Genomic DNA, 22,662 nt, shown 5'->3' on the forward strand with positions numbered 1-22,662 from the left:
CTTCACCTCTCTATCCTGTATGTTGTGAAGGTAACACTTAAAGTTAACTTTAAGTCAAGCTCAAAACAAGTGGTTAGCTGCTGAATCTGGGTTTATATATTCGGGACTTGCCTTAAAGCACACTTTAAACTCTATACTTCTCCATGCAATAAAAACAGGTTAGATGGAGGGATTGCTGAATGGCAAATAAACAAACTGCCGGAAGAGAACAATTAGGAGAATTTACGCCAAAGTTTGCTGAACTTCATGATGATGTTCTATTCGGTGGCATTTGGGCAAGAGAGGAACAACTTTCACCCCGGGATCGCAGCATGATTACAGCTTCTGCATTAATTACTGACTGTTTCTCAGCTTATAAATCAGGTTCATTTTAAATGGTTTTTTTAAAAAACCCTTGCCTTAAAGCAGACTTTAAGGTTTATCGTTATGTTGAAGACACCATAAAACATAAATAAGTGCATGTTTTTATTTACAACACTTATGATGAAGAAAGGATAGGTTCGTATGTGTAATCAACATCAAACCCGTGTATTAAGCGTGTCACATGCAAAAGCCAAATTTGAACAAACGACGATTGAGCGAAGAGGATTACGGCCGCACGATGTCTTAATCGATATTAAATTCAGCGGCATTTGCCATTCAGACATTCATAGCGCTTTTGATGAATGGGGCGGTGGCATCTTCCCAATGGTGCCTGGACATGAAATAGCCGGTGTTGTAACAGCCGTTGGAACAAAAGTCACCAAGTTGGCTGTCGGGGACCGCGTTGGTGTCGGCTGTTTTGTTGACTCTTGCGGAGAATGCGAATACTGTCTCAACGCAGAGGAACAATTCTGCACGAAGGGTGTTGTTCAAACGTATAACTCAGTAGACTACGACGGAAACCCCACTTATGGCGGGTACAGCCAAAAAATCGTTGTCACTGACAGATTTGTTGTTCGCATACCAGATCGTTTGGAAATGGATGTTGCCAGTCCGCTGTTGTGTGCAGGTATCACAACGTATTCCCCGCTGAAACACTGGAATGTTGGCCCTGGTAAAAAGGTTGCGATTGTAGGCGTAGGTGGCCTTGGACATTTGGCAATTCAATTTGCACATGCGATGGGTGCAGAAGTAACCGTCCTGAGCCGTTCCATGAATAAGAAAGAGGAAGCTCTGGAACTCGGTGCAAATCATTACTTTGCAACAAGTGACCCAGCCACATTCACTGCATTGGCCGGGCGTTTTGACGTGATCTTAAATACGGTATCGGCAAATCTCGATGTAGATGCCTATTTATCAATGCTTCGTATAGACGGGACACTTGTAAGCGTTGGAGCTCCTGCCAAGCCGGACACATACAGTGTGTTTTCCCTAATCATGGGGCGCCGCAGCATTGCAGGTTCTCTAGTCGGCGGAATTCAAGAAACTCAAGAGATGCTGGATTTCGCAGCTGAGCATGGCATCGAACCTAAAATCGAAGTCATCGGAGCTGACCAAGTGGACGAGGCATACGAACGTATCCTCCGAAGCGATGTCCGTTATCGATTTGTGATTGATATTTCCACATTGTAATAGGTTAGTCCTTATATGGGCTGCCGCTTTTATTGAAACTCACGAAAAATGATCTCTTTAAGCAAATATTTTGAAGGCCGGTCAATCTTCCTGTTATTCTATGAATAGAGAGTTATTAGGAGGGTTTTTTATGAGCAAAAAAATTGCAGTTCTTGTTACAGACCAATTCGAAGACATCGAATATACAAGTCCGGTAAAAGCATACGAAGAAGCTGGCTACAGTGTTGTGGCTATCGATTTGGAAGCCGGCAAAGAAGTTACCGGTAAGCATGGCGAGAAAGTAAAGATTGACAAAGCCATCTCTGATGTGGATGCAAGTGACTTTGATGCACTTTTAATTCCTGGGGGATTCTCTCCGGATTTGCTTCGTGCAGATGACCGTCCGGGTGAATTCGCAAAAGCATTTGTCGAAAACAAAAAACCTGTTTTCGCAATTTGCCACGGCCCGCAAGTACTGATTGATACGGATCTTCTAAAAGGCAAAGATATCACAGGCTACCGCAGCATCCGCAAAGATTTAATCAATGCCGGTGCAAACTACAAAGATGCAGAAGTAGTCGTCAGCCACAACATTGTCACAAGCAGAACACCTGATGATTTGGAAGCATTTAACCGCGAATCTTTAAACTTGTTAAAATAACAAGAAGGCACAGACTGTTCGGGTCTGTGCCTTTTTTAAAATTAAGACTCCTTCGTTACATTCTGAAAGACAGCAGTCGCGTCCCACACATTCAAGCCAAATTGGCCTTCTGAAAATACGGAATCATGTGCATCAATCACAAGACGATCATCTAAATAGATTTTAAAGCGATCGCCCTCGGCCTCTGTTTTCAGATGATACTTTTTATTAACGTCTATCGGTGTTTTGTATTCAGCAATGACAGAAGCAGCACCGTTCTCAAATTTAAAGAATTTCACTAGGTCATGCTTCGCATCCACATTGGCAAGGTAACCGTTTTTGGCATCTTTGTCAGAGCGAAACATTAGTGCTCCTGCCCCTCTTCCGTTTCCATCCTTAATGGTGATATCAGATTCATAAGTGAAGTCTGACCCGGATGCTGAAGACAAGATAAAGGAATCGCCGTCCGACCTCCCTTGTTTCCCCTCAATTGTGTCTGCCCACGTGCCATTTACAGTCGTCCAGCCAGTCATATTGGACATAAAAGGTGTCGTTCCCCATACCTTTTTTAAAGGGTGTATCGTTAAAGATTTTACCTTTACACCGCCATTTGCAGCATATAATTCAAGCCCTTTGCTTGATCGGTCTGGGAGAATAATATCCGTTATGACCTGCTTTCCGTCATTCCCAAATACTTCAACCGAGGAGCGGTCAACAAAAATGCGCAACTTAACCTTCCCATTTACCGGCTTCAACGGGGCTGTTTCTTTTCCGGTGTTAAAGGCCGGATTAAAGGTGTCGTTGCCTGACTCGCTCCGGTCAACGAACAATTTGGCGTTCCTTCGGTCATAGCCGACCTTCGTAAATTGATTTTCACCTGTTCGGACCTTAAAACCAAATTCAGCAGCTGAACCAGGGCTTACTTTAAATTCTGCATTTATTTCATAGGCATCTCCAGATTGCCCCGCTAACACATTATGACTTGCAGGCGATATGGTCAGATTCTTCCACTTCTTAGAGGTTCCGCGAATGGTTTCCAGCTCTTTCACCGGTGTTTGGACCACTCTAACCCCTTCGGTAAACGCTTTCAATTTTAACTCTCTTGGAATGGACGTTGCACTTCTCCATGGGGATGTCGGAACATCATTCGCATATTGCCAATTGCTCATCCACCCTAACCATAGCCGGCGGCTGTCTGTGGATGGAATATCAGACCAGGATACAGCCGCATAAAAGTCTCTGCCGTAATCCGTCCAGAGAACTTTGTTTGGCGGGTTTTCATTTTTAAAATGAGTTCCATCAAAGTCCCCTACAAAATATTGCATGCCTGATCCTCCCGAGACCGCTCCGTTTCCGACACTGACCTGCATGACCCATTTCTTTTGATTCGGATTGCCGTCTACCGGAAGCTCAAATAAATCCGGGCATTCCCATACTCCCCCGTGGCTTCCTTGATCCTGTCCAAATTCACTTGCATACGTCCACTGCTTCAGATTTTTTGATGTATAAATGAGGATTCGGTCACCGGCCGCAAGCACCATCACCCACTTTTTTTCTTTCTCATACCAAAAGACTTTTGGATCGCGAAAATCTTTTTTACCCGGGTTTGGAATGACAGGGTTGCCAGCGTACTTCGTCCATGTTCTTCCTTTGTCGTTGCTATAGGCAATACTTTGCACTTGATGGCCTTCCCGATCCTGTGTATAAATGGCCACAAGCGGCTTCTCTTTGCCTGTTTGAAAACCGCTTGTGTTATTTTTATCTACAACTGCGCTTCCAGAAAAGATCGTGCCTTTTTCATCCGGATACAGCGCAACAGGAAGGTGTTCCCATGTAACCAAATCTTTGCTGACGGCATGCCCCCAATGCATGGGCCCCCACTGAAGCCCGTATGGATGGTATTGATAGAACAAGTGATATTCCCCAGCATAATATACCATTCCGTTTGGGTCATTCATCCAGTTTGCCTCCGGTGTGAAGTGATATTGAGGACGGTAATCCTCATCATAGTAGCTTGAATCGGCTGCATCTGCCGAAAATGCCATAGTCAACAGCAGGGTGAACATGATCATGACTTGAATCAGTCTCTTTTTCATTTGTTCCTTCGCTCCTCTCTTCATGTTTGAACACTTTCAAAAGAGACTGCTGCGCAAGCTGGTCCGTTTCTGGCAATTCTCCTCTGTTTCACTGTTATCCGAATGATTTATATATGAAAAGACTGCTGCAGTTTCTCTCTCTTTCCTTCACACACCTTATGCTAAGAATCCAGCCCAATACCCGAGAATCCCGATGACAAAGATGCCGCAAATAATGAGAAGTGGATTCACCCCTTTGCGAAGCATCCATGCCACCAATAACGTTAATCCGAGAGGCAGCGCCCCCGGCATAATGCTATCTAGCACGTTTTGTACCGTTTGAACATCTACTTTTCCGCTTTCATCCTTAATCCTGGATACAACGATTGGAATGTTGATGGTGGTCCATTTGGACACGAGAGCCCCCATAACAAATAACCCGAGAATCGAAGCGCCCTCTGTAAGCTTTTGAATGCGATTCCCCGCTAAATCCTGAAGAATCTCCATTCCTTTCACATAGCCATACTTTAATCCGTAATATTTTGTGCTTAATCTTATGGCATTCAGCAAGAAAAAGAATAGCAAAGGACCGGCAATGTTTCCTCCTAAAGCAAGGGAGGCTCCTAGCGCAGCTAAGACAGGACGAATCGTTCCCCAAAAAATTGGATCGCCTACGCCCGCTATTGGTCCCATCAAACCGATTTTCATTCCGCTTATCGCTTTTCCGTCAATTCCTTTATTGTTCGCCATTTCTTCTTCCATGGCTGCCGTCACGCCAAATATAGGCGCTGTCAGCCACGGATGTGTATTAAACCATTCCAAATGCCGCTGTAAGGCTTCGTTTCTTTTCGCTCCGGGACCGTACAATTTTTTGATCGCCGGTATCATGACATAACAATATCCCATTGCCTGCACACGTTCGAAGTTAAAGGAACCGAGTAAAAAATTTGAACGAATAAACATGCTGAAAATTTCTTTCTTCGTTAATCGTTTTTCTTTCTCCATTTTTTCTTCCCCCTCATCGTTTAGGCATCAAGATCATCATCATCGTCATCATAAACAGCAACACTGCCACTGTCTGATGCGGCCGCGACTGCTCCGTGAGCGCTTTGTTTTTGCATCACCTGCTGGTATAAAAGCGCCAGACAGAGACCAAGGGCTCCAAATCCCACTAAGTTAAAATCGGTAAACGCCGCTAATAAGAAACCAATATAGAAAAATGGCTTTAAATAAGGAATATTCATCATATTGATCACCATGGCATACCCGACAACCACAATAATGCCTCCGCCTATTTGCAGTCCTTTTGTAATGACATCAGGAATATTTCCCAGGAACGCCTGAACAGCGCTGACACTAATTAAAGCAACAATCAATGTAGGAATCATGACGCGCAAAGCTTGAAACACCATCGCGGTAATATGCATAATTTCAATTCCTTTTATATTTCCCGCTTTTGCATATTGATCAGCGCGGTGGATGAAAAAGACAGTGATCGTCCGAACAAAAATCGTCAGCGCCTGACCCGCAGCTGCTAAAGCAACAGCGACAGCAATCCCTTCGCCAATTCCTTGATCAGCGGTAATAACTAAAATGGTTGAGATGACAGAGGCGATCGCTGTATCAGGTGCCATGGCAAGCCCGACGTTCATCCAGCCGAGCGCCATCAGCTCCAGTGTGCCTCCAAGAATAATTCCCGTTTTTAAGTCCCCGAGCACCAAGCCAACCAACGTACAGGCCACTAGCGGCCGGTGTGTCTGCCCTTCATCCAATACACTTGCGATTCCGGTGATTGCTGCAATGATTAACAACAAAATAATTTGTAATGAAGACATATTCTCATCCCCTTGATTATTTTGTTACGTTCCGTAAAATCTGTACAAAATCCTCACTGGCATCTGAAGGCAGCTGCCTCAATTCCAGTTTCACGCCCTTGTCACTTAATGTTTCAAATGCCTTTATATCTTGTTCTGTGACACTGACTGATTTTGTGATTTGCCTGCGATGATTTTCAAAACGCATTCCCCCGACGTTTACGGTTTTGATCGGTACACCTGCTTCTATAAGAGATACAATATCGGACGGATTTTCAAACAAGAGCATTGCCGTTACCCCTTCGTAGCGCGGACTATGAAATGCTTTTGCCATTTTAGAAACCGAGACGGCACTCGCCTTTACATTTGAAGGCGCAACAGAAAGGATCAGCGTTTTTCTCATTTCGTCCTGAGCAATATCGTCGGAGACAACGATGATTCGGTCGGCTGCATGGACTTTTATCCACCTTGTCAGGATTTGGCCGTGAATAAAGCGGTCATCAATTCTTGCTAACACAATGTTCATCATAATTCATCCTCTCTTGTATCTTGATTGGCTGTTTTTACTTTTTCTAAATGTTCACTGCACACTTGAAAGCTTTGCTGACTCATTGCTTTTAAGTTGTTCAGCAAATCTTTGAGAGCCAGATGTTCTCTCAGGCTTAATACCTCCAGCAGAATCGGCAGGTTTACGCCGGCAGCCATATCCATTCTTTGATCCTCAGCAATAAAGGAAGCTGCCGCGTTATATGGCGTCCCTCCAAAAATATCGACTAAAAAAAGCACTTCATGTTCTTCCGGGATATCCTTGAGCGCCTGATGATATTTTTCTTGCAGCGTTTGTATTCCTTCCCCTTTGAAAAACGGCACTGCAATCAGGTTATTTTCTTCACCGAATATCATCCCTGAAGACTCTTTTAATGCTATGGGAAAATCTCCATGACCGCTGATAATAACTGAAATCATATCTATTGCTCCTTTCCTGTTTTGTACATCCATATATAATGCAAGGATCGTGCCAACACAGTTGTGTTAAGCGTTTTCATTGTTATTTCAGCCAATAGCAATTTGTTGTTGAAACACTTAAAACGAAAAAAATAAACCTGTATTAAAATGGTGTTCCATTTAATACAGGTTCATATGAAAAAACTGTTTTTAAAACAGCTGGCCATGCACTTCTTCAGCAAATATGGCGGCTATAAATAATTTTTCATCATCACTTATGCGAAGTCCGAGCTTTTCTTCATAAGGGGCTAATGTTCGCTCTGTCACGTACACCATTTCCTTCAGCTGATCATTGATCTCTTCTTCCTCTGAGAAAGCGATCGGATTCTGCTTAATTACCCTTTCAAAGGCGAAAGCCGTGTGCATAATGACTTTGATCAAAACCGCATTATTGAAAATGACCCCCAGCTCATCCTGAACGGTTTGCAGCCACTCCAATAACATGTCGATCACATGGTGGGGATTCAAGAAGACAAGGTATTTTTTCAGGCTATCCTCGCAAAGCTCCCTGACAATAATATTTGCTTCGTTCAATCCATTGCTCAAGGAGATGCTTCCTTTTGTAATCGCCTGTTGAATCAGCTTCTCTCCCTCCCCTTCAATTAACACTTCTAAAGATACATGCGGAGCATTGATTTTAGGGTCTTTCGTTCCGACTGTCGCAAGGATTTCATACTCTTTTTCGATTTCTTTTATGCTGTTGGCCAGCTTAATCGATGATACGGTCAATATGTGAATGGGGGTATCGGAGGCCTTGTTTACGATCGTGGTTAGAATGTCTTCCAGCTTTTTGGCCGTTCCGCTACCCGTCGTGCAGATGGATACCAATGCCTTCTTTTTGCCGGATGCCGCTGGCTGACGCTCCCACAACTCGATAAAATCCTTCGTGACCGATTGATAGATCGCATGCAAATTTAAATTCAAATAGTTGACCTTTCTGACAGCATCCAGCACCATTGAAGTCGTAACATTGCTGATCGTTTTAATAGAAATGCCTGTCTTTTCCTCCAGCCTGCTTTCCAGCATTGCAAGCGACCCCATATCTACCAGCATTAAAACACCTTCACCTTCATCAACCTGTTTCATTTTTTCTGCTACGCATTCAAGAATGTCCGAAGGTGAAACAGTAAGCGGCATGTCAACTGCTGCAATCGGCGTACTCCCTAGCAGTTCTGTCGCGACTTCAACCATTGAACTCGCCGTGCTGTTTCCATGAGCTGCCACGATAATACCGACTCTTTTGTTCTCCTTTAACGATTTGATGGAATGAATTAACATCGTTAAGTAGATGACTTCTATTTCAGGAATAGCCACTTTAAAATATTCCTGAATTTTATCTTTAAAAATCATCGCCACCCGATATTCTTTCACATGGGTATCACGAATTTCATCTGTCTCCTGTGTATTCAAAACATCAATTTGCTTTCCTCGCTTTAAAAATGCGTCAATATGCATACTCAAGAAATAAATAAACTTACGGTCAAATGTGCAATCCAGCTCATGTTCAGCTATTTCTTTTAACTGTTTTGTCATTTGAATCACATCGTCTTCAACGAATGTCAGCAGGTTGTCTTTTTGAAAAGCTTGATGATGAAAAAAACTTCTGACATGCAAATGGACATCAGTCAAGATGTACTGGTTAATATCCTTTTTGGATAAACCTTCTTTCATAAGCGTTTTCACTTTTTCCTCAATCAAATGATATAAGTTAAATGAGAGGTCTTCGTCAATTTTTGTTGTTTCATCTTCTACAATCGGAGAGATAATCGTTGTAATATTGACATATTCAGAAATGGCTTTGCTTCTTTGCATGTTTTTGCTGCTGGACATCCATTCTTGCTTGATTTCATCAGGCAGATCGCGAACAGTCAGTTCAATAACTTCATTTCTGTCAAGGTTATGCAAAAATCCGTGTGCGCAAACTAACTGGACATTTGATTTCAGCTGTCCGACATTCCCAAATTTCGCAGAGTGAATAAGCGCATTATAGACATCGATATGCACACTCAGATTCTTCTTAATTCGCTCTGCTTCTTTCCCTAATAAAAACGTCGTCAGATCCACTCTTTCTTTAAGCGATCGTTCTTCAAGCGAAGGAATATGAATGGTCATTGGGATTCTTCGCAAAAACGTTTTCAATAGTGCAGAACTCGGATTTTCTGTAGTCGCACAAATAAACAATACGTTCGATGTTCGTTTATGTTCAGATTCTCCAAGCCTGTTATAAGAACCTCTGTCAATAAAATAAAACAGCATTTCTTGTCCCTCGGGAGGGAGACGGTGGATTTCATCCATAAAAAGAATGCCCCCATTGGCCTGTTCGACTAAACCCGCCTTATCCTCGGCAGCACCTGTAAATGAACCTTTTTTGTGTCCGTATAATTGAGAAAGCAATAATTGAGGATTGTTGTAGTAGTCTGCACAGTTAAATGTAATAAATGGTGCGCCGGCCTTCAATATGTCAGAGTAAATGGCAAACTGGTAAATTCGGTTCGCAAAAAGGGATTTACCGGAACCAGTCGGCCCTAGGAGGAGCATATGCAGACCGGTCGGCGGATAAAAGACAGCTGCTTTTGCCTGGGAGATCGCTTTCTTCAAACTCCCTTTTGCCCCTATCATAAGCTCTAGGGGATTCGTGGAAATGTGTTGATGATTTTGCTTTGAATTTCCGGAAAACGCCTGAAGGTCTTTCACTTCCATCATCTCTGTATCCCATTTCTTGTTGAATAATTTTTCTGCTATCTCGACTGGGATGTATCTTACAGGAAACGTTTTAATTTTGATGACCTTTTTGGACCGGACGAGATTGTTCAATTCAAAGCTGACATTGGACCGCTCCATTTTCAGCTGCTCGGCAATCTCCTTTGCTGAATTCCCTTGTATTTTTAAAAGATGATCTAAGGTTGAATCATGAAAATTATGCTTGAGCTGATGGTATATTTTATCTATTCTTCTCACGTCTATCATCCTTTGTCCTTATTAGATAAGCCATTAACAAGAATATTTCGAAACTTTATAGTCCGCGTTGAGATTATCTGCTGATACACGTTTAAAAAGGTCTCTATAGCAGATTGACAAAACTGGCTTTTATGCGTATATGTTTACATTTTGAATCATTTGCATCTCATATTAGTATGATAGATGCTCAGTTCTGGAGGGCCAGTCCCCTTCAAAAGTAATAATCAGTAAACAGTTTATCATTCTCGGGGAATGTAATGATGTCAAAATCATCAATGACAAAAAATGAATCTTATAGATCATGACAAATTACCCAAATATAACCCCCTTAAGTTCGCTCACAACTAAAAAGACGGACACAATATGTGACCGCCACAGTATTACAATTTGCAAAACTTCGTCATTTTTGCAATCCACTTTGAAGGTTAAGAAATCTGTAAGCTTAAAAACTTTATCTCCGATTCTCTCGATTTGATCCCCCCTGCAGGTCTCAAACATAGTGGGTATGCAATTATACAAATCGTTACCGATTAAAACTAGCCTGTCAGATTGTCCAAATGACTTTCCTGTTTTACTCTGCTATTCAGGTAGAATCACGAGTGAAAAATAGAGCCAGAAGACATGTAACAGCACTTAAAATAGTTTTAAAATTTAAAAATAAAAGTATCTATTCTTTTAAATGTTATAATATCCGATAAAACTTTACTCATCTTTTTATTACTGGAGGAAAATAAAATTGATAGGCAATTCTAGCAAAGACAATTTTGGCCAGCAACAGAAATTGTCTAGAGGCCTTAAAAACAGGCATATACAATTAATGGCGATTGGAGGTGCAATCGGTACAGGTTTATTTTTAGGTTCAGGTAAATCCATCCATTTTGCAGGACCATCCATTTTATTTGCTTACTTGATCACCGGCGTATTTTGCTTTTTCATTATGCGTTCGCTCGGAGAACTGCTCTTATCAAATGCGGGATACCACTCTTTTGTTGATTTTGTAAGGGACTATTTAGGAAACATGGCAGCATTTATCACTGGGTGGACCTACTGGTTCTGTTGGATCTCCCTCGCGATGGCTGATTTAACGGCGGTCGGCATTTATACGCAATATTGGCTTCCCGATGCGCCTCAATGGCTGCCGGGTCTTCTTGCGCTTATTATCCTGCTGATCATGAACCTTGCCACCGTTAAACTTTTCGGAGAATTAGAATTTTGGTTTGCATTGATCAAAGTCATTGCCATACTGGCTCTGATCGTAACTGGTATTTTCCTGATTGCGAAAGGTTTTTCCGCAGCTTCCGGCCCTGCCAGCCTCACCAACCTTTGGAGCCACGGCGGCATGTTCCCAAATGGATGGCATGGGTTTATCCTATCGTTCCAAATGGTCGTCTTCGCTTTCGTGGGTATTGAACTTGTCGGACTGACAGCAGGTGAAACAGAAAATCCCCAAAAAGTGATCCCTAAAGCCATCAATCAAATCCCTGTCCGGATTTTACTTTTTTATGTTGGCGCACTTTTCGTGATTATGTGTATCTATCCTTGGAATGTGTTGAATCCAAACGAAAGCCCATTTGTTCAGGTCTTCTCTGCAGTAGGCATCGTTGTGGCTGCCAGTTTGATCAATTTTGTTGTATTAACATCAGCCGCATCAGCTGCAAATAGCGCTTTATTCAGCACAAGCCGAATGGTCTATTCGCTTGCAAAGGATCATCACGCACCTGGACTATTAAAGAAATTAACTTCTTCTAACGTGCCAAGCAATGCGCTGTTCTTTTCATCCATCGCCATTCTGATTGGCGTTAGTCTGAATTATTTAATGCCCGAGCAAGTCTTCACACTGATTACAAGTGTTTCTACAATATGCTTCATTTTTATTTGGGGCATCACGGTGATTTGCCATTTGAAATATCGAAAAACAAGGCAGCATGAAGCGAAAGCAAACAAATTTAAAATGCCTTTTTACCCATTATCCAACTATTTAACACTTGCATTTCTCGCGTTCATTCTTGTCATATTGGCACTCGCGGATGATACACGTATTGCTTTGTTTGTCACCCCGGTCTGGTTTGTTTTATTGATTATTTTGTATAAGGTGCAAACCCGCAGAGGACATAAGATGAAATAAAAAAAAGACAAGGGATACTCACTCCCTTGTCTTTTTTATGGGTCAAACACAAATTAAACTTTGGTTTCAAATTTCATTCACTTCATTTAAGTGTTAACTCAAACCAGTTTTGATGCCGAAACCTACTAATATTATTCCGGTAATTTTTTGAAACACTTTCTGGAACTTCGAGTTTTTCATCCATTTTTTTGCGTAATCAATAATATAAACAAGAAACAGGAACCACAACACCGCTAATAAGGTTAGGATTGAAGCTAAAATAATGAGCTGCTGGTTTATATTTCCGTTCAAATTGATAAATTGGGGCATGATTGTAACATACACCAAAACAGTTTTAGGATTGAGAATGTTACTGAGTGATCCCTGCATAAAGGAAGTTTTATAATAACGTTTCGGAGAACTTGCCATATTTTTTGCTTGGGATTGCATGTCATCTAACGAAAACATACTTTTAGCAAAAAAACTTTTTACACCTAAATAAATTAAGTATGCCGCTCCCAAATATTTGATCGTTGTGAAAAGAATCACTGACTTTGCGATCACCACTGATAATCCTAAAATGGCAATCACCGTCCAAAAGGAAAGTCCTGTTGCCAATCCGAGAATGTTATAACGGCCGGCTTTCGGGCCATACCTAAGCGTATTTTTCATCACAAGCATCGTATCTGCCCCCGGTATGATAACCATCATGGCAGCAATCGGTATGTATGCGAGTAAGCTGTGCATTGTTCTCTCCCCCTTTAAAAATCCCCTTAATCATATAGTGGCTACAAAAGTAACTACTTATAAAAAGTGTATCAATGTGTTTGGAATAAATCAATATGGTTTGTTAAAATAGCGATTACTAAGGCAGCGATTGCTCTTTATATTGGAGGATATATGAAAGAAAATATGTTAGACATTTTAAAAAACCTCAATTTTACAGAATATGAATCGAAAGCGTATTTGGCATTATTGCAAGAATCACCTTTAACAGGCTATGCCGTTGCTAAAAAATCCGGAGTTCCCCGTTCTAAAATTTATGAAGTCTTGGAAAGCCTTGTCATAAGGGGAGATGTTTTTGTCAGTCATGGAAATACGCCTCAGTATGTTCCTGTCCCCGCAAAAGAACTGATTAAAAACCGCCGGCTCAAAGCGGAAGAGCATTTTGATCAGGCTGAGAAATATTTTGAAAAGTTCGAGCAGACTGCTAATGACCGGGAAAACATCTGGAATATCACCGGCCGCAGTGAAATTCTTGAAAAGGTGAAGGCTTGTATCTTATCTGCCAAAAAAAGAATCCTCTTAGAAATATGGAAAGAGGATTTTAAGGAGATAGAAGCAGAGCTCAAACAGGCGGCAGAACAAGGCGTTATTGTCACCATTATTGCGTACGGAGACATCGTATCTAATTTTGCCAATGTTTATCTTCATGATATGAGCAGTGAAATTACAGAAGAGTATGACGGACGGTGGCTTGTCTATAGCGGAGATGATTCAGAAGTCGTAGCAGGCATTGTCTCACTTGGCAACGACAGCCGTGCTGCATGGACGATGCATGTAGGTTTAGTCATGCCTATTACTGAAGTGATCATTCATGATCTGTACCTCATGGAAATTCTGAAAAAGCATAGAGAGCTTTTAGAAGAGAGCTTCGGGAAAAATCTCATCCAGTTGCGCCGTAAATTTTCTATTCACTCAGATTTCAAAAAACATTATTTGGAATAATGTTTGTCATCTCTTACCCCAAAAACAAGGCTTGTACAAAACAAGCCTTGTTTTTTTATGCATAAACCCCCCATGCTGATTTACTTCTCTCTTTTAAAAAATGTGATTCTGCGCAAACTATTTTTCAGCCTGCCGCGTCTATCCTAGGTAACAGCCTACGATATACGTATATTCAAAAAGGAGCCCTTTATTGCAATGAAGAAAAAACAAACAACAAAAGCGTTGCTTGTCACATGCATAACTGACCATAAGCAAGATTTCTACAGGTTGGCTTTCAGTTATGTGAAAAATCAAGATGACGCATTAGATATTGTTCAGGAATCTATAAAAAAAGCGCTGAGCTCAGTTGAAACGGTCAGGAACCCTGAGACGATAAAAAGCTGGTTTTATAAAATTTTAGTACGGACAGCCATTGACTTTTTGCGCAAACAAAAAAAGATAAGAGTGATGGACGACGAAACGATAGAATTTTTAAGCAAAGGAAAGGAAGACCATTACAAGGATACTGATCTCCATGAAGCGCTTGACGAATTGCCGTACCGCTATAAAACCATTATTATTTTACGTTTTTTTGAAGACCTCAAATTAGAAGAAATTGCGGAAATTACAGGAGAAAACACGAATACCGTCAAAACGCGCCTATACAGAGCATTGAAGCTGATGCGCATTCAGTTGACGAAGGAGGATCTTTCTTAATGGATAAGAGATTACAGCAATTAAGAGAAGAATATAAAAATGTTCAGATTCCTAAAGAATTGGATATCATTGTTGAAAAAGCCCTTCAGCAAGAACCAAAAAAGAAAAGAATCGTTATGTGGCCGACATCAGCAGCAATCGCTGCAGCTATTTTATTCACTGCGCTTGTTAATATCAACCCGGACGCCGCTCAGGCTATGTCAAAGATCCCTGTCATCGGCAAAATCGTCAAAGCGATCACCTTTATTGAAATCAAAGAGGAAAAAGACCAATCAAGCATTGATGTCAAAACACCTGCTTTGTCCGGGCTTTCTAATAAAGAGCTTGAAAACAGCATTAACGAGAAATACTTGAAAGAAAGCCAGCAGCTGTATAAAGAGTTTATACAGTCCACATCCAAAAACAAAAAAGGGCATCTCAGCATCTACAGTGATTACGAGACGGTCACAGACACGCCAGATTTACTCTCTATCCGGCGCAATATTGAAACAACACAAGCATCTTCCTACACACAAAGCCGTTATATTACAATTGACAAAAAGAATGATATTTTACTTACATTAAAAAGCTTATTCAAAGATGAGCGCTATATCAAAGTCATCAGTCAAAACATCAAAGAACAAATGAAACAGCAAATGAAGGAAGATCCAAATAAAATATATTGGCTCACTGACGAAGATGCAGAACCGTTCAAAACGATTCTTCCTGATCAGACGTTTTACATTACTGAAGACCATAAACTTGTGATCTCATTTGACGAATATGAAGTCGCCCCCGGCTATATGGGCGTTACAGAGTTTACAATTCCAACCGGCGTCATTTCAAACTTGCTCGTGGGAGAACGTTATATTCGATAAAATAAAAACATCCATCTAAGATTATGGATGTTTTCTCTCTTCTCTATTCGAGGTCGTAACCCCGCTATCAAAAACAACGAGAATATTTGCATACTATTGGAGGAATACCCATGTATCACAAGACACAGCATCATCGATACATTCCTGGACTTGATGGCCTTCGGGCTTTCGCCGTCCTGTCAGTTATCACTTATCACCTAAATTTCAATTGGGCTAACGGTGGTTTTATCGGGGTTGATATCTTTTTTGTTTTATCCGGATATTTGATTACATCTATTCTATTACCGGCATATGGAAATGATATCAATCTTGATTTTCGGGATTTTTGGGTGCGCCGCATTCGGCGGCTTCTCCCGGCAGCGTACCTTATGATCTTTTCCACTGTTGTGTGGGTCGTATTGTTTGATCGAGAACTATTGCACACTGTACGTGGAGATGCGATCTCTTCTCTCTTTTATATGAGCAATTGGTGGTTTATTTTTCACAAGCTATCATATTTTGATAGTTTCGGTTCCCCATCACCTCTAAAAAACCTTTGGTCGCTGGCGATTGAAGAACAATTTTATATCATATGGCCGATGTTTTTAGTTGTTGGAATGTACATAATGAAAAGCCGCGCCAGATTGGCTGCGGTGATATCATTGCTTGCGCTTTGTTCAGCCGTGATGATGAGCGTACTGTATGAACCTGGCGGAGATCCGAGCCGCGTTTACTATGGCACAGACACTCGTTCGTTTGAACTTCTCATCGGATGTGCCTTGGCTTTGGTATGGCCAATGAAAAGGCTGTCTTCCAACAGGCTGCCAAGCAAACTGAAGCACACTTTGCACGCCACTGAATTTTTGGCATTTTGTATTTTAGTGTTGTGTGTCTATTTCACAGATGAATACGAGCCTTTTCTTTACAGAGGCGGAATGCTATTCATTAGCGTGACTGCCGCAATCCTTATTGCATGTGTTTGCCATCCGAGCAGCTTTTTAGGCAATCTGCTTTCATGGAGGCCGCTTCGGTGGCTTGGAACGAGGTCTTACGGAATTTATCTTTGGCACTACCCTGTTATTGTGTTAAGCACGCCAGTTCAAGAAATCGGAAACCCTGTTCTTTGGCATATCGTGCTAAAGGTCATTGTGACATGTATACTTGCCGAGCTTTCCTATCATTTTATTGAGAAGCCGATACGGACACAGGGATTTAGGTCATTTTTCCGCCGTGTTTTTATACATAGAATCAAGGAATGGAAAACGACATCTGTCATCAGCAAACTGTCAATTGGTTTCGTCATTTTCGCTATACTTATTTTTGCAGGAGGGCTGTCTGGGTTAGCCGGAGAGCAAAAGCACCCTACCAAATGGACCTATAGCTCACAAGAAACAAATGCTGACACCAGCCAGGCTTCTGGGGATAAAAAGAACGCTGCAGCAGATAAAAAACACTATCCTGAACAAAAGACAACAGAATCCGATCAACGTCAAAAGGAAAACAAAGATAGTGGGCAAGAGACTCATAAAAAGAAAGACACGCAATCTAAACAGACGAAAGAACCCGCAGATACTGCGAAAGAGGTGTTAGCTATAGGAGATTCCGTCATGCTTGATATTTCTTCACACCTGCGTCAGTCACTTTCACATGTGACGATTGATGGAAAGGTAGGAAGACAAATGTCTCAAGCTTTGGAACTCGCAAGGGAGTACAAGTCTTTTAATCAGCCGAACAAGGCTGTCATCATTGAGCTTGGAACCAATGGCTACTTTACAAACAGCCAAATCGAACAACTGCTTCAATCTTTCTCAAAAGCCCATATCTATCTTGTCAATACACGGGTTCCCCGCCAATGGGAAAGCAAGGTTAATGAATCTTTACAGCACCAGGCAAGCGCACATCAAAATGTTACGTTAGTTGACTGGCATACAGAAGCTCTTCAGCATCCAGAATATTTTACCCCTGATGGTGTTCACTTGGTTCCTAAAGGGGCAAAAGCTTTGACCGCTCTTATTGTTCAGGCGATGAAATCATAAAAAAAGAGATCCTATGCGGATCACTTTTTCACTTTAGTTTCTGATCGTTGATTATGTCTCCTTTCAGCAAGGCTGCCCTTATGTTTACATTCCGTTTACGTAAGGGTAAGCCAAAATAGAATGGAGGGATGATGGTGACAGTAAATGAAGAACATGACTTCCAAAAAGAGCTGAAACGATATGAACTTTTTTTCAAAAAACGATATAAGATTCTTTATACAGTAAACGATTTTATCATTGGTGCTTTGTTTCTCGTCGGGAGCTTTTTCTTTTTTTATGACCGATTAATGTCGGCAGGGATATGGCTGTTTGCGATCGGAAGTTTGCTGCTGTTAATCAGGCCGACCATTCGGCTGATTCATGACTTTCATTACCGTAAGCATGTGGAACAGCAATTCAAGCATCAATCTTCAACAGATGACTGATCTTAAGGAATAAGCAAGAACAAAATGCCAAAAGCCTGAGTTGAAAATCAAAAACAAGACTTTTAGACTATTTATTTTAAAAAATAAGGTAAAAAGAACTAAACTTTTGCCTCTGCATGCCGATATGAATAATAAGGCCGGCGCGATACTCCCTATAACATCCTTTTCAGTAGATTTCATTATCGTGCCGGTTTTCTCATATGCAAAGCAATCCCGCCAATCAGATTGGCGGGATTTTATATTTTACATTCCTGTCCAAACGTCTTTTACATAACGTTTTTGATCTTGCAGCTTTTGCAGCCATTCAGCTGATTCTTCCTGACTTGCTCCTTTTTCAGCTTCATACGCCAATCGCAAAGTTTTCTCTACATCAGGAGCCATTTGTGATCCATCACCGCATACGTAAATATGAGCCCCTTTTTCAATGAGTGTCATCAATTTCTGCGTATCTTGCTTGAGCAAGTGCTGGACATATTCTTTTGGTTCGTTTTCGACGCGCGAGTAGCATCGGCGGATTGTGACCAAACCGTCCTGTTCCGCTTGATCCAGCTCTTCTCTGTAAAGGTCGTCATGGTCCGGGCGGCGGCAGCCGAAGTATAAAAGTGCTTCACCAAGGGTGCTTCCTTCCTTCTTCAAAACCGATCTTGCCTGAATAAAGCCCCTGAATGGCGCAATTCCTGTGCCCGGCCCGACCATAATCATAGGCGTTTCAGGCTCATCCGGCATCTGGAATCCGGACTGCGGCGTACGAATGAAGCAGGCTGCTGCATCACCTGTATTCAACTCTGCTAAATAATTAGAGGCGACACCCCGGTATTCACCTCGGCCGCTCCATGCTGAGGCTTTCACAACTCCTACCGTCATGCTCACGATATTTGCATGAACTTTCGGTGAGCTTGAAATGGAATAGTATCTCGGTTTTAGTGATGGCAAAAGTGCTAAAAACCGTTCAAACGGCATTTCGCAAGCAGGATAATCCTCTAAAAAATCAAGCATGGTAAGACGTTTTGCAAGTACCTGCTCTTTGTAAATGCCATCATCTGAAACGAGCTGTTCCAGCTCTTTTTGATGCGGCGGACAAACTGTATAAGAGGCCAGCTCCCGAAGCTGAAGCCTTGATGCCGGTTCCTGCAGCTCTACATAGGACGACAATAAATCCACTACTTTGATCGGCCGATCCATCGGCAGATGAGCCATATGAGCGCTTCCGCTTACTTTTATCACATGATTGGACTGCAAACCGAATCGGCTGAGAACCCGCTGAACAAGCTCCCTGCTGTTCTTCGGCAGGATTCCGATATGATCGCCTTCTTTATATGTTTTACCAGCCGGAATTTCCAATTCAATATGGCGGGTTGAACGCGTGCTGTCAGCTGTCTGGAGTTCTCGATTCTCTAACACAACCCCTTCAAACGCGCCATATGCTTTAGCAACCGGCGTTTCCGTCGCTTCACTGAGAAAAGCAATCGATAATGAAGGCCTGTCTTCTTTCTGGGCTATTTCGTTAATATCAAATGCGTCCATCGTTTCCTTCCAGAAGCGGTTTTCCCAAGACTCGCGATGGCTTTCAAAATCATCGGCGGCGTCACCTTCCCCAATCTCTGTTAAACGCGATGCCCCCTTTGCTTTCATCATGTCATCAATCAGGCGGGGAATCCGCTGATACGTGCTGGCCCAGCTCCGGTTCCCGCAGCCGAATACCGCATAGGAAACACCTTTCAATTGGCCTTCCTCAAGCTCTTTCAGCCACTCTACAAAGCCGGCTGCATTATCAGGCGGCGACCCATTATAAGAAGCCGTTACAATGACGACTGCCCCTTCTTCAGGGAGCTTGCCGATATAATCATCAAGCGGAGCCGTTTCAGCTGTAAAGCCCATCTGGCGGCCTTGAGCAGCCAATTCACCGGCTATTCCCTCAGCTGTCCCAAGGTTTGAACCGTAAAGAACGAGTAAAGGTGTGCCGTGTTTAGGTTTGGTTTCTTTTGGCTTTGTTTCTGCTTTGATGTCTGCCTGTTCTTTTCTCTGTACATTAATTGCCGCTGTTTTCCGCGGTTTCACAGTAATTTTAAAATCATCCGGCTTGATCGTTAATGCTTCTTTGATTTTTAGTTCGTAGCCAGTATGGTTAATCAATTCAAAATGCTTTAATACAAGACCGAGAACCATTGTCGCTTCTTGAAGAGCAAACTGCATGCCAATACAAGCGCGCTGTCCGTTTCCAAACGGCTTATACGCATGGTGAGGGATACTTGAAGGATCCTCAAACCGTTCCGGACGGAAATCTTCCGCATCCGGCCCCCAAGCGTTTTGGTCCCGGTGCAGTTTTGGAATTAAAACAGTGACTGGCTGCCCTTTGCTGATCGGATATTCCCCGCCTAGAACAGTATCCTCCTTCGCATATAGAGAAAAAGCCGGAGCTGTTGGATACAGTCTGAGGGTTTCATTTAAAACCATCCGAGTGTATTTGAGCTGCTGGATTTGTTTATATTCAGGCGTGTCATCCGTTAACACGCGATCCGCTTCCTCCTGAGCTTTTTTCAGTTTTTCTGGATGTGTAAGCAGACAATAAATCGCAAAGGAAAGCAAACCGCTTGTTGTCTCATGTCCAGCAATTAAAAATGTGATGATTTGATACCTTATGTTTTCATCATCCAGCGTTTCACCGGTTACTGGATCTTTGGCATAAAGCATGAGAGACAAGAGATCCTTGATGTTATCATCCGGATTCGCCTTTCGCTCCGCTATCATTCTATCAACCAGGGAGTTCATGACTTCTATATCCTTTTGAAACTGCAGCTTCGTTTTCACCATCATCTTATCTTGCAGGCCCAGTCTTTTTGATTGATTCATCGCCTCTTTTAAGGCACGGAGCATACTGGTGATAAACGGATGCTGTGAATCACGGTAAAAGCTGTTGAATCGATAGTTAAACCCGCACAACCCAATCGTATCAAGCGTCAGACGTGTCATATCGTCTGCTACATCAATTTCTTCATTAGGGTTTAACCGGCTCCATTTTTGAATCAGCTGGGTTGCGATATCCAGCATCATAGAATGGTAGCCTTTCATGGCTTTTTGACTAAAACTCGGCAGCAAAATGCGGTGGGCTTTTTGCCAGTTCGGTTCGTGCGTCCAGCTTGTAAATAAGCCATCTCCCCCGAATTCGCGCACCTTTTGCAAGCCTTTGCCAAGGTTCTTGTCAAAGCGGCTTTCATCACACACTTCAGCCACAAGATTGTGGCCCGATACAAAAACACTGGATACTCCCGGAAAATCAAAACGGAAAATCGGCCCCAATTCATCAGCTATCCGCCATAAGGATTGAGAAAGCTGTTCTTTTTCAAGATGCGGAAGATTTTTTAAAGGTCCGTATGTTTTGGGCTGAGGTATTGCGCTTGCCTGTTTCATTAACATCTCCCTTTCCTATTTTTGTGATGAATGAAGCTAATGGCGTCCCAGCAGCATTGTTCCAATTCAGTAATTAAATCAGTGTCCATCTCTATATCACCTGTTTGAACGAGCTGATATATCTTGAGAAACGCCCCTAATACAATCGCAATTAACACATTAGAGGGCAGGCTGCGAATCACGCCTTCCGCTTTTCCCTTATTAAAATAGTCATCAAGCATTTGAGTCAGATTTTCTATCATTTTTTTGCTTGTATGATTTAAGTAATGAGCATCTTTTTTGGTTTCAAGAAAAAAAAGCGCATAGTCGCTCTCTTTCGTAAACTGAACGAGACAGCAAAATACGTGGTGAAAGCCTTCTCTGACAGGCAATTCTGAAACGTCTTGCTTCAGTTTTTCCGTAAATCGCTGGATGCTTTCTTGAAACAGCACGTTAACGAGTGTTTCTTTGCTGTCAAAATAACGATAGATCGTTCCTGTCCCTACATGAGCACGTTCAGCTATCATAGGAATAGTGGTAGCGTCAAAACCCCTTTCCGTAAAAAGTGAGACCGACGCTTTCATAATCATGTCGTATTTACTGCTGGATGCGGATAGCATATAATCTGACAACCTCCGATTCGTTTGCGGAATGAATATTCATTCCTTTTGTTCACAAAGAATGTCTGCCCTGTCTGAAATCACCTCTTTGTTCTTTCTTCTGTTATAAGTTTAAATGAAAAAAACTTTTTTTAATATAAAGTATATGCAAAAAATAAAAAATTAAGAAAATATACCCAAATCCAAATGTAAGGATCTTGGATATATTTCCCGAGAAATTTTTTATTTAACAGCCACAATACATAGACAGGAATCACGCCTGATAACAGAAAGATCCCTGAAATGCTGATCTTTCAGCAGTTGAATATACGTTTTCTCTTTTTCACCGGTATTTGTGTCAATACTGATATAAAACCGGCCGTCAATTTGAAGCACCCTGTAAATTTCTCTTAATGCAAGCCTAATATCGGTGCAGCTCTGAACTGTATGTAAAGAAAAGACTTTATTAAAGGTACGGTCATCAAAGGGAATGTCCTCTGGATAGCCATGAAAAACCTCCCCGTTCCCCATATTCTTTCGATTCGCACGTGATATCTGTCTTACCTTTCGCTTTGAAGGATCAATGCTTTTTAGGCTTCCCTTTTCTAGTTTCTTGGTTATGCTTTTAAAGACAGTGCCATTTCCGATTCCCATTTCTAAAATTCTGTCATTTTCTTGTATATCTATAGAGTCAATCATCATATGCTCAATTGTTTTGGTTAGCTTATATTTCCGAGAAAATAATTTCCAAAAATTCGATCGTTTATAGAGTCTATTTTCTAGCAATTTAAACACCTGCTTTTGGTTTCCTATGTTTATTTATTAT

20 protein-coding genes and 1 pseudogene are annotated in these 22,662 nt (G+C 41.9%); 10 read left to right on the top strand and 11 right to left on the bottom strand.

Annotation, left to right across the window (positions count from 1 at the left end):
- The first annotated feature begins 179 nt into the window (after positions 1-179).
- The 3 genes from QF06_RS11690 to yraA all read left to right on the top strand — a co-directional run bounded on the left by QF06_RS11690 (position 180) and on the right by yraA (position 2,194).
- Complete coding sequence (locus QF06_RS11690; RefSeq protein WP_052500187.1) at positions 180-374, top strand: carboxymuconolactone decarboxylase family protein; 195 nt, start codon at positions 180-182, stop codon at positions 372-374.
- Positions 375-504: 130 nt separating this feature from the next.
- Positions 505-1,554 (top strand): NAD(P)-dependent alcohol dehydrogenase, encoded by a 1,050-nt coding sequence (gene adhA / locus QF06_RS11695; protein ID WP_003229837.1) that lies wholly within the window; start codon positions 505-507, stop codon positions 1,552-1,554.
- A 130-nt stretch (positions 1,555-1,684) separates the two neighbouring features.
- Positions 1,685-2,194 carry a cysteine protease YraA gene (gene yraA / locus QF06_RS11700; RefSeq protein ID WP_003229836.1) on the top strand — a complete coding sequence of 170 codons (510 nt, stop codon included), beginning with the start codon at positions 1,685-1,687 and terminating at the stop codon, positions 2,192-2,194.
- A 41-nt stretch (positions 2,195-2,235) separates the two neighbouring features.
- Here yraA and sacC read toward each other — a convergent pair whose 3' ends face one another.
- From sacC to levR, 7 genes are all read right to left on the bottom strand, one after another.
- On the bottom strand, positions 2,236-4,245 hold the full coding sequence (gene sacC, locus QF06_RS11705; RefSeq protein ID WP_223257627.1) for a levanase: 2,010 nt from the start codon (positions 4,243-4,245) through the stop codon (positions 2,236-2,238).
- The gene (locus QF06_RS22150) at positions 4,178-4,345 is read right to left on the bottom strand and encodes a hypothetical protein (RefSeq protein WP_119123072.1); all 168 of its coding nucleotides are present in this window, start codon (positions 4,343-4,345) and stop codon (positions 4,178-4,180) included. Before QF06_RS22150 ends, sacC begins: the two co-directional genes overlap by 68 nt.
- A gap of 80 nt (positions 4,346-4,425) precedes the next feature.
- On the bottom strand, positions 4,426-5,253 hold the full coding sequence (levG, locus tag QF06_RS11710; RefSeq protein ID WP_003229834.1) for a PTS fructose transporter subunit IID: 828 nt from the start codon (positions 5,251-5,253) through the stop codon (positions 4,426-4,428).
- Between the two features lie 20 nt (positions 5,254-5,273).
- A complete protein-coding gene (gene levF / locus QF06_RS11715; protein WP_003229833.1) occupies positions 5,274-6,083 on the bottom strand; it encodes a PTS fructose transporter subunit IIC in 810 nt (269 codons plus the stop codon).
- 16 nt (positions 6,084-6,099) lie between these two features.
- On the bottom strand, positions 6,100-6,588 hold the full coding sequence (gene levE, locus QF06_RS11720; protein ID WP_004399158.1) for a PTS fructose transporter subunit IIB: 489 nt from the start codon (positions 6,586-6,588) through the stop codon (positions 6,100-6,102).
- Positions 6,588-7,028, bottom strand: coding sequence for a PTS fructose transporter subunit IIA (gene levD, locus QF06_RS11725; protein ID WP_003246144.1), 441 nt, complete (start codon positions 7,026-7,028; stop codon positions 6,588-6,590). Before levD ends, levE begins: the two co-directional genes overlap by 1 nt.
- 189 nt (positions 7,029-7,217) lie before the next feature.
- On the bottom strand, positions 7,218-10,025 hold the full coding sequence (levR, locus tag QF06_RS11730; RefSeq protein WP_043940171.1) for a transcriptional regulator LevR: 2,808 nt from the start codon (positions 10,023-10,025) through the stop codon (positions 7,218-7,220).
- Between the two features lie 557 nt (positions 10,026-10,582).
- On the opposite strand from levR, the gene QF06_RS21860 reads away from it, so the two are divergent.
- Together QF06_RS21860 and QF06_RS11735 are read left to right on the top strand one after the other, a co-directional pair.
- Positions 10,583-10,723 (top strand): hypothetical protein, encoded by a 141-nt coding sequence (locus tag QF06_RS21860; RefSeq protein ID WP_121517033.1) that lies wholly within the window; start codon positions 10,583-10,585, stop codon positions 10,721-10,723.
- A gap of 38 nt (positions 10,724-10,761) precedes the next feature.
- A complete protein-coding gene (locus QF06_RS11735) occupies positions 10,762-12,150 on the top strand; it encodes an amino acid permease (protein WP_015714401.1) in 1,389 nt (462 codons plus the stop codon).
- Positions 12,151-12,243: 93 nt separating this feature from the next.
- Here QF06_RS11735 and QF06_RS11740 read toward each other — a convergent pair whose 3' ends face one another.
- On the bottom strand, positions 12,244-12,876 hold the full coding sequence (locus QF06_RS11740; protein WP_003229828.1) for a LysE family transporter: 633 nt from the start codon (positions 12,874-12,876) through the stop codon (positions 12,244-12,246).
- Positions 12,877-13,029: 153 nt separating this feature from the next.
- On the opposite strand from QF06_RS11740, the gene QF06_RS11745 reads away from it, so the two are divergent.
- From QF06_RS11745 to QF06_RS11765, 5 genes are all read left to right on the top strand, one after another.
- Positions 13,030-13,857, top strand: coding sequence for a TrmB family transcriptional regulator (locus QF06_RS11745; RefSeq protein ID WP_041850124.1), 828 nt, complete (start codon positions 13,030-13,032; stop codon positions 13,855-13,857).
- A gap of 195 nt (positions 13,858-14,052) precedes the next feature.
- Complete coding sequence (sigV, locus tag QF06_RS11750; protein WP_004398891.1) at positions 14,053-14,553, top strand: RNA polymerase sigma factor SigV; 501 nt, start codon at positions 14,053-14,055, stop codon at positions 14,551-14,553.
- Positions 14,553-15,410, top strand: a complete 858-nt coding sequence (gene rsiV / locus QF06_RS11755) for an anti-sigma-V factor RsiV (RefSeq protein ID WP_004398482.1) — start codon at positions 14,553-14,555, stop codon at positions 15,408-15,410. The genes sigV and rsiV overlap by 1 nt, the downstream gene beginning before the upstream one ends.
- A 110-nt stretch (positions 15,411-15,520) precedes the next feature.
- Positions 15,521-17,425: a peptidoglycan O-acetyltransferase OatA gene (gene oatA, locus QF06_RS11760; protein WP_043940172.1), complete on the top strand. Its 1,905-nt coding sequence runs from the start codon at positions 15,521-15,523 to the stop codon at positions 17,423-17,425.
- Between the two features lie 134 nt (positions 17,426-17,559).
- A complete protein-coding gene (locus tag QF06_RS11765) occupies positions 17,560-17,850 on the top strand; it encodes a YrhK family protein (protein ID WP_087614863.1) in 291 nt (96 codons plus the stop codon).
- Between the two features lie 243 nt (positions 17,851-18,093).
- On the opposite strand, the gene cypB is transcribed toward QF06_RS11765, so the two are convergent.
- The 3 genes and pseudogenes from cypB to QF06_RS11780 all read right to left on the bottom strand — a co-directional run bounded on the left by cypB (position 18,094) and on the right by QF06_RS11780 (position 22,622).
- On the bottom strand, positions 18,094-21,258 hold the full coding sequence (gene cypB / locus QF06_RS11770; protein WP_041850126.1) for a bifunctional cytochrome P450/NADPH--P450 reductase CypB: 3,165 nt from the start codon (positions 21,256-21,258) through the stop codon (positions 18,094-18,096).
- Positions 21,259-21,273: 15 nt separating this feature from the next.
- A pseudogene (gene fatR / locus QF06_RS11775) lies at positions 21,274-21,857 on the bottom strand (transcriptional regulator FatR).
- A 222-nt stretch (positions 21,858-22,079) separates the two neighbouring features.
- On the bottom strand, positions 22,080-22,622 hold the full coding sequence (locus QF06_RS11780; RefSeq protein WP_032677113.1) for a class I SAM-dependent methyltransferase: 543 nt from the start codon (positions 22,620-22,622) through the stop codon (positions 22,080-22,082).
- Between the last annotated feature and the right edge of the window lie 40 nt (positions 22,623-22,662).

Origin of the sequence: Bacillus sp. YP1, from assembly GCF_000877815.1 — a bacterium.
Taxonomy (GTDB): Bacteria; Bacillota; Bacilli; order Bacillales; family Bacillaceae; genus Bacillus; species Bacillus subtilis.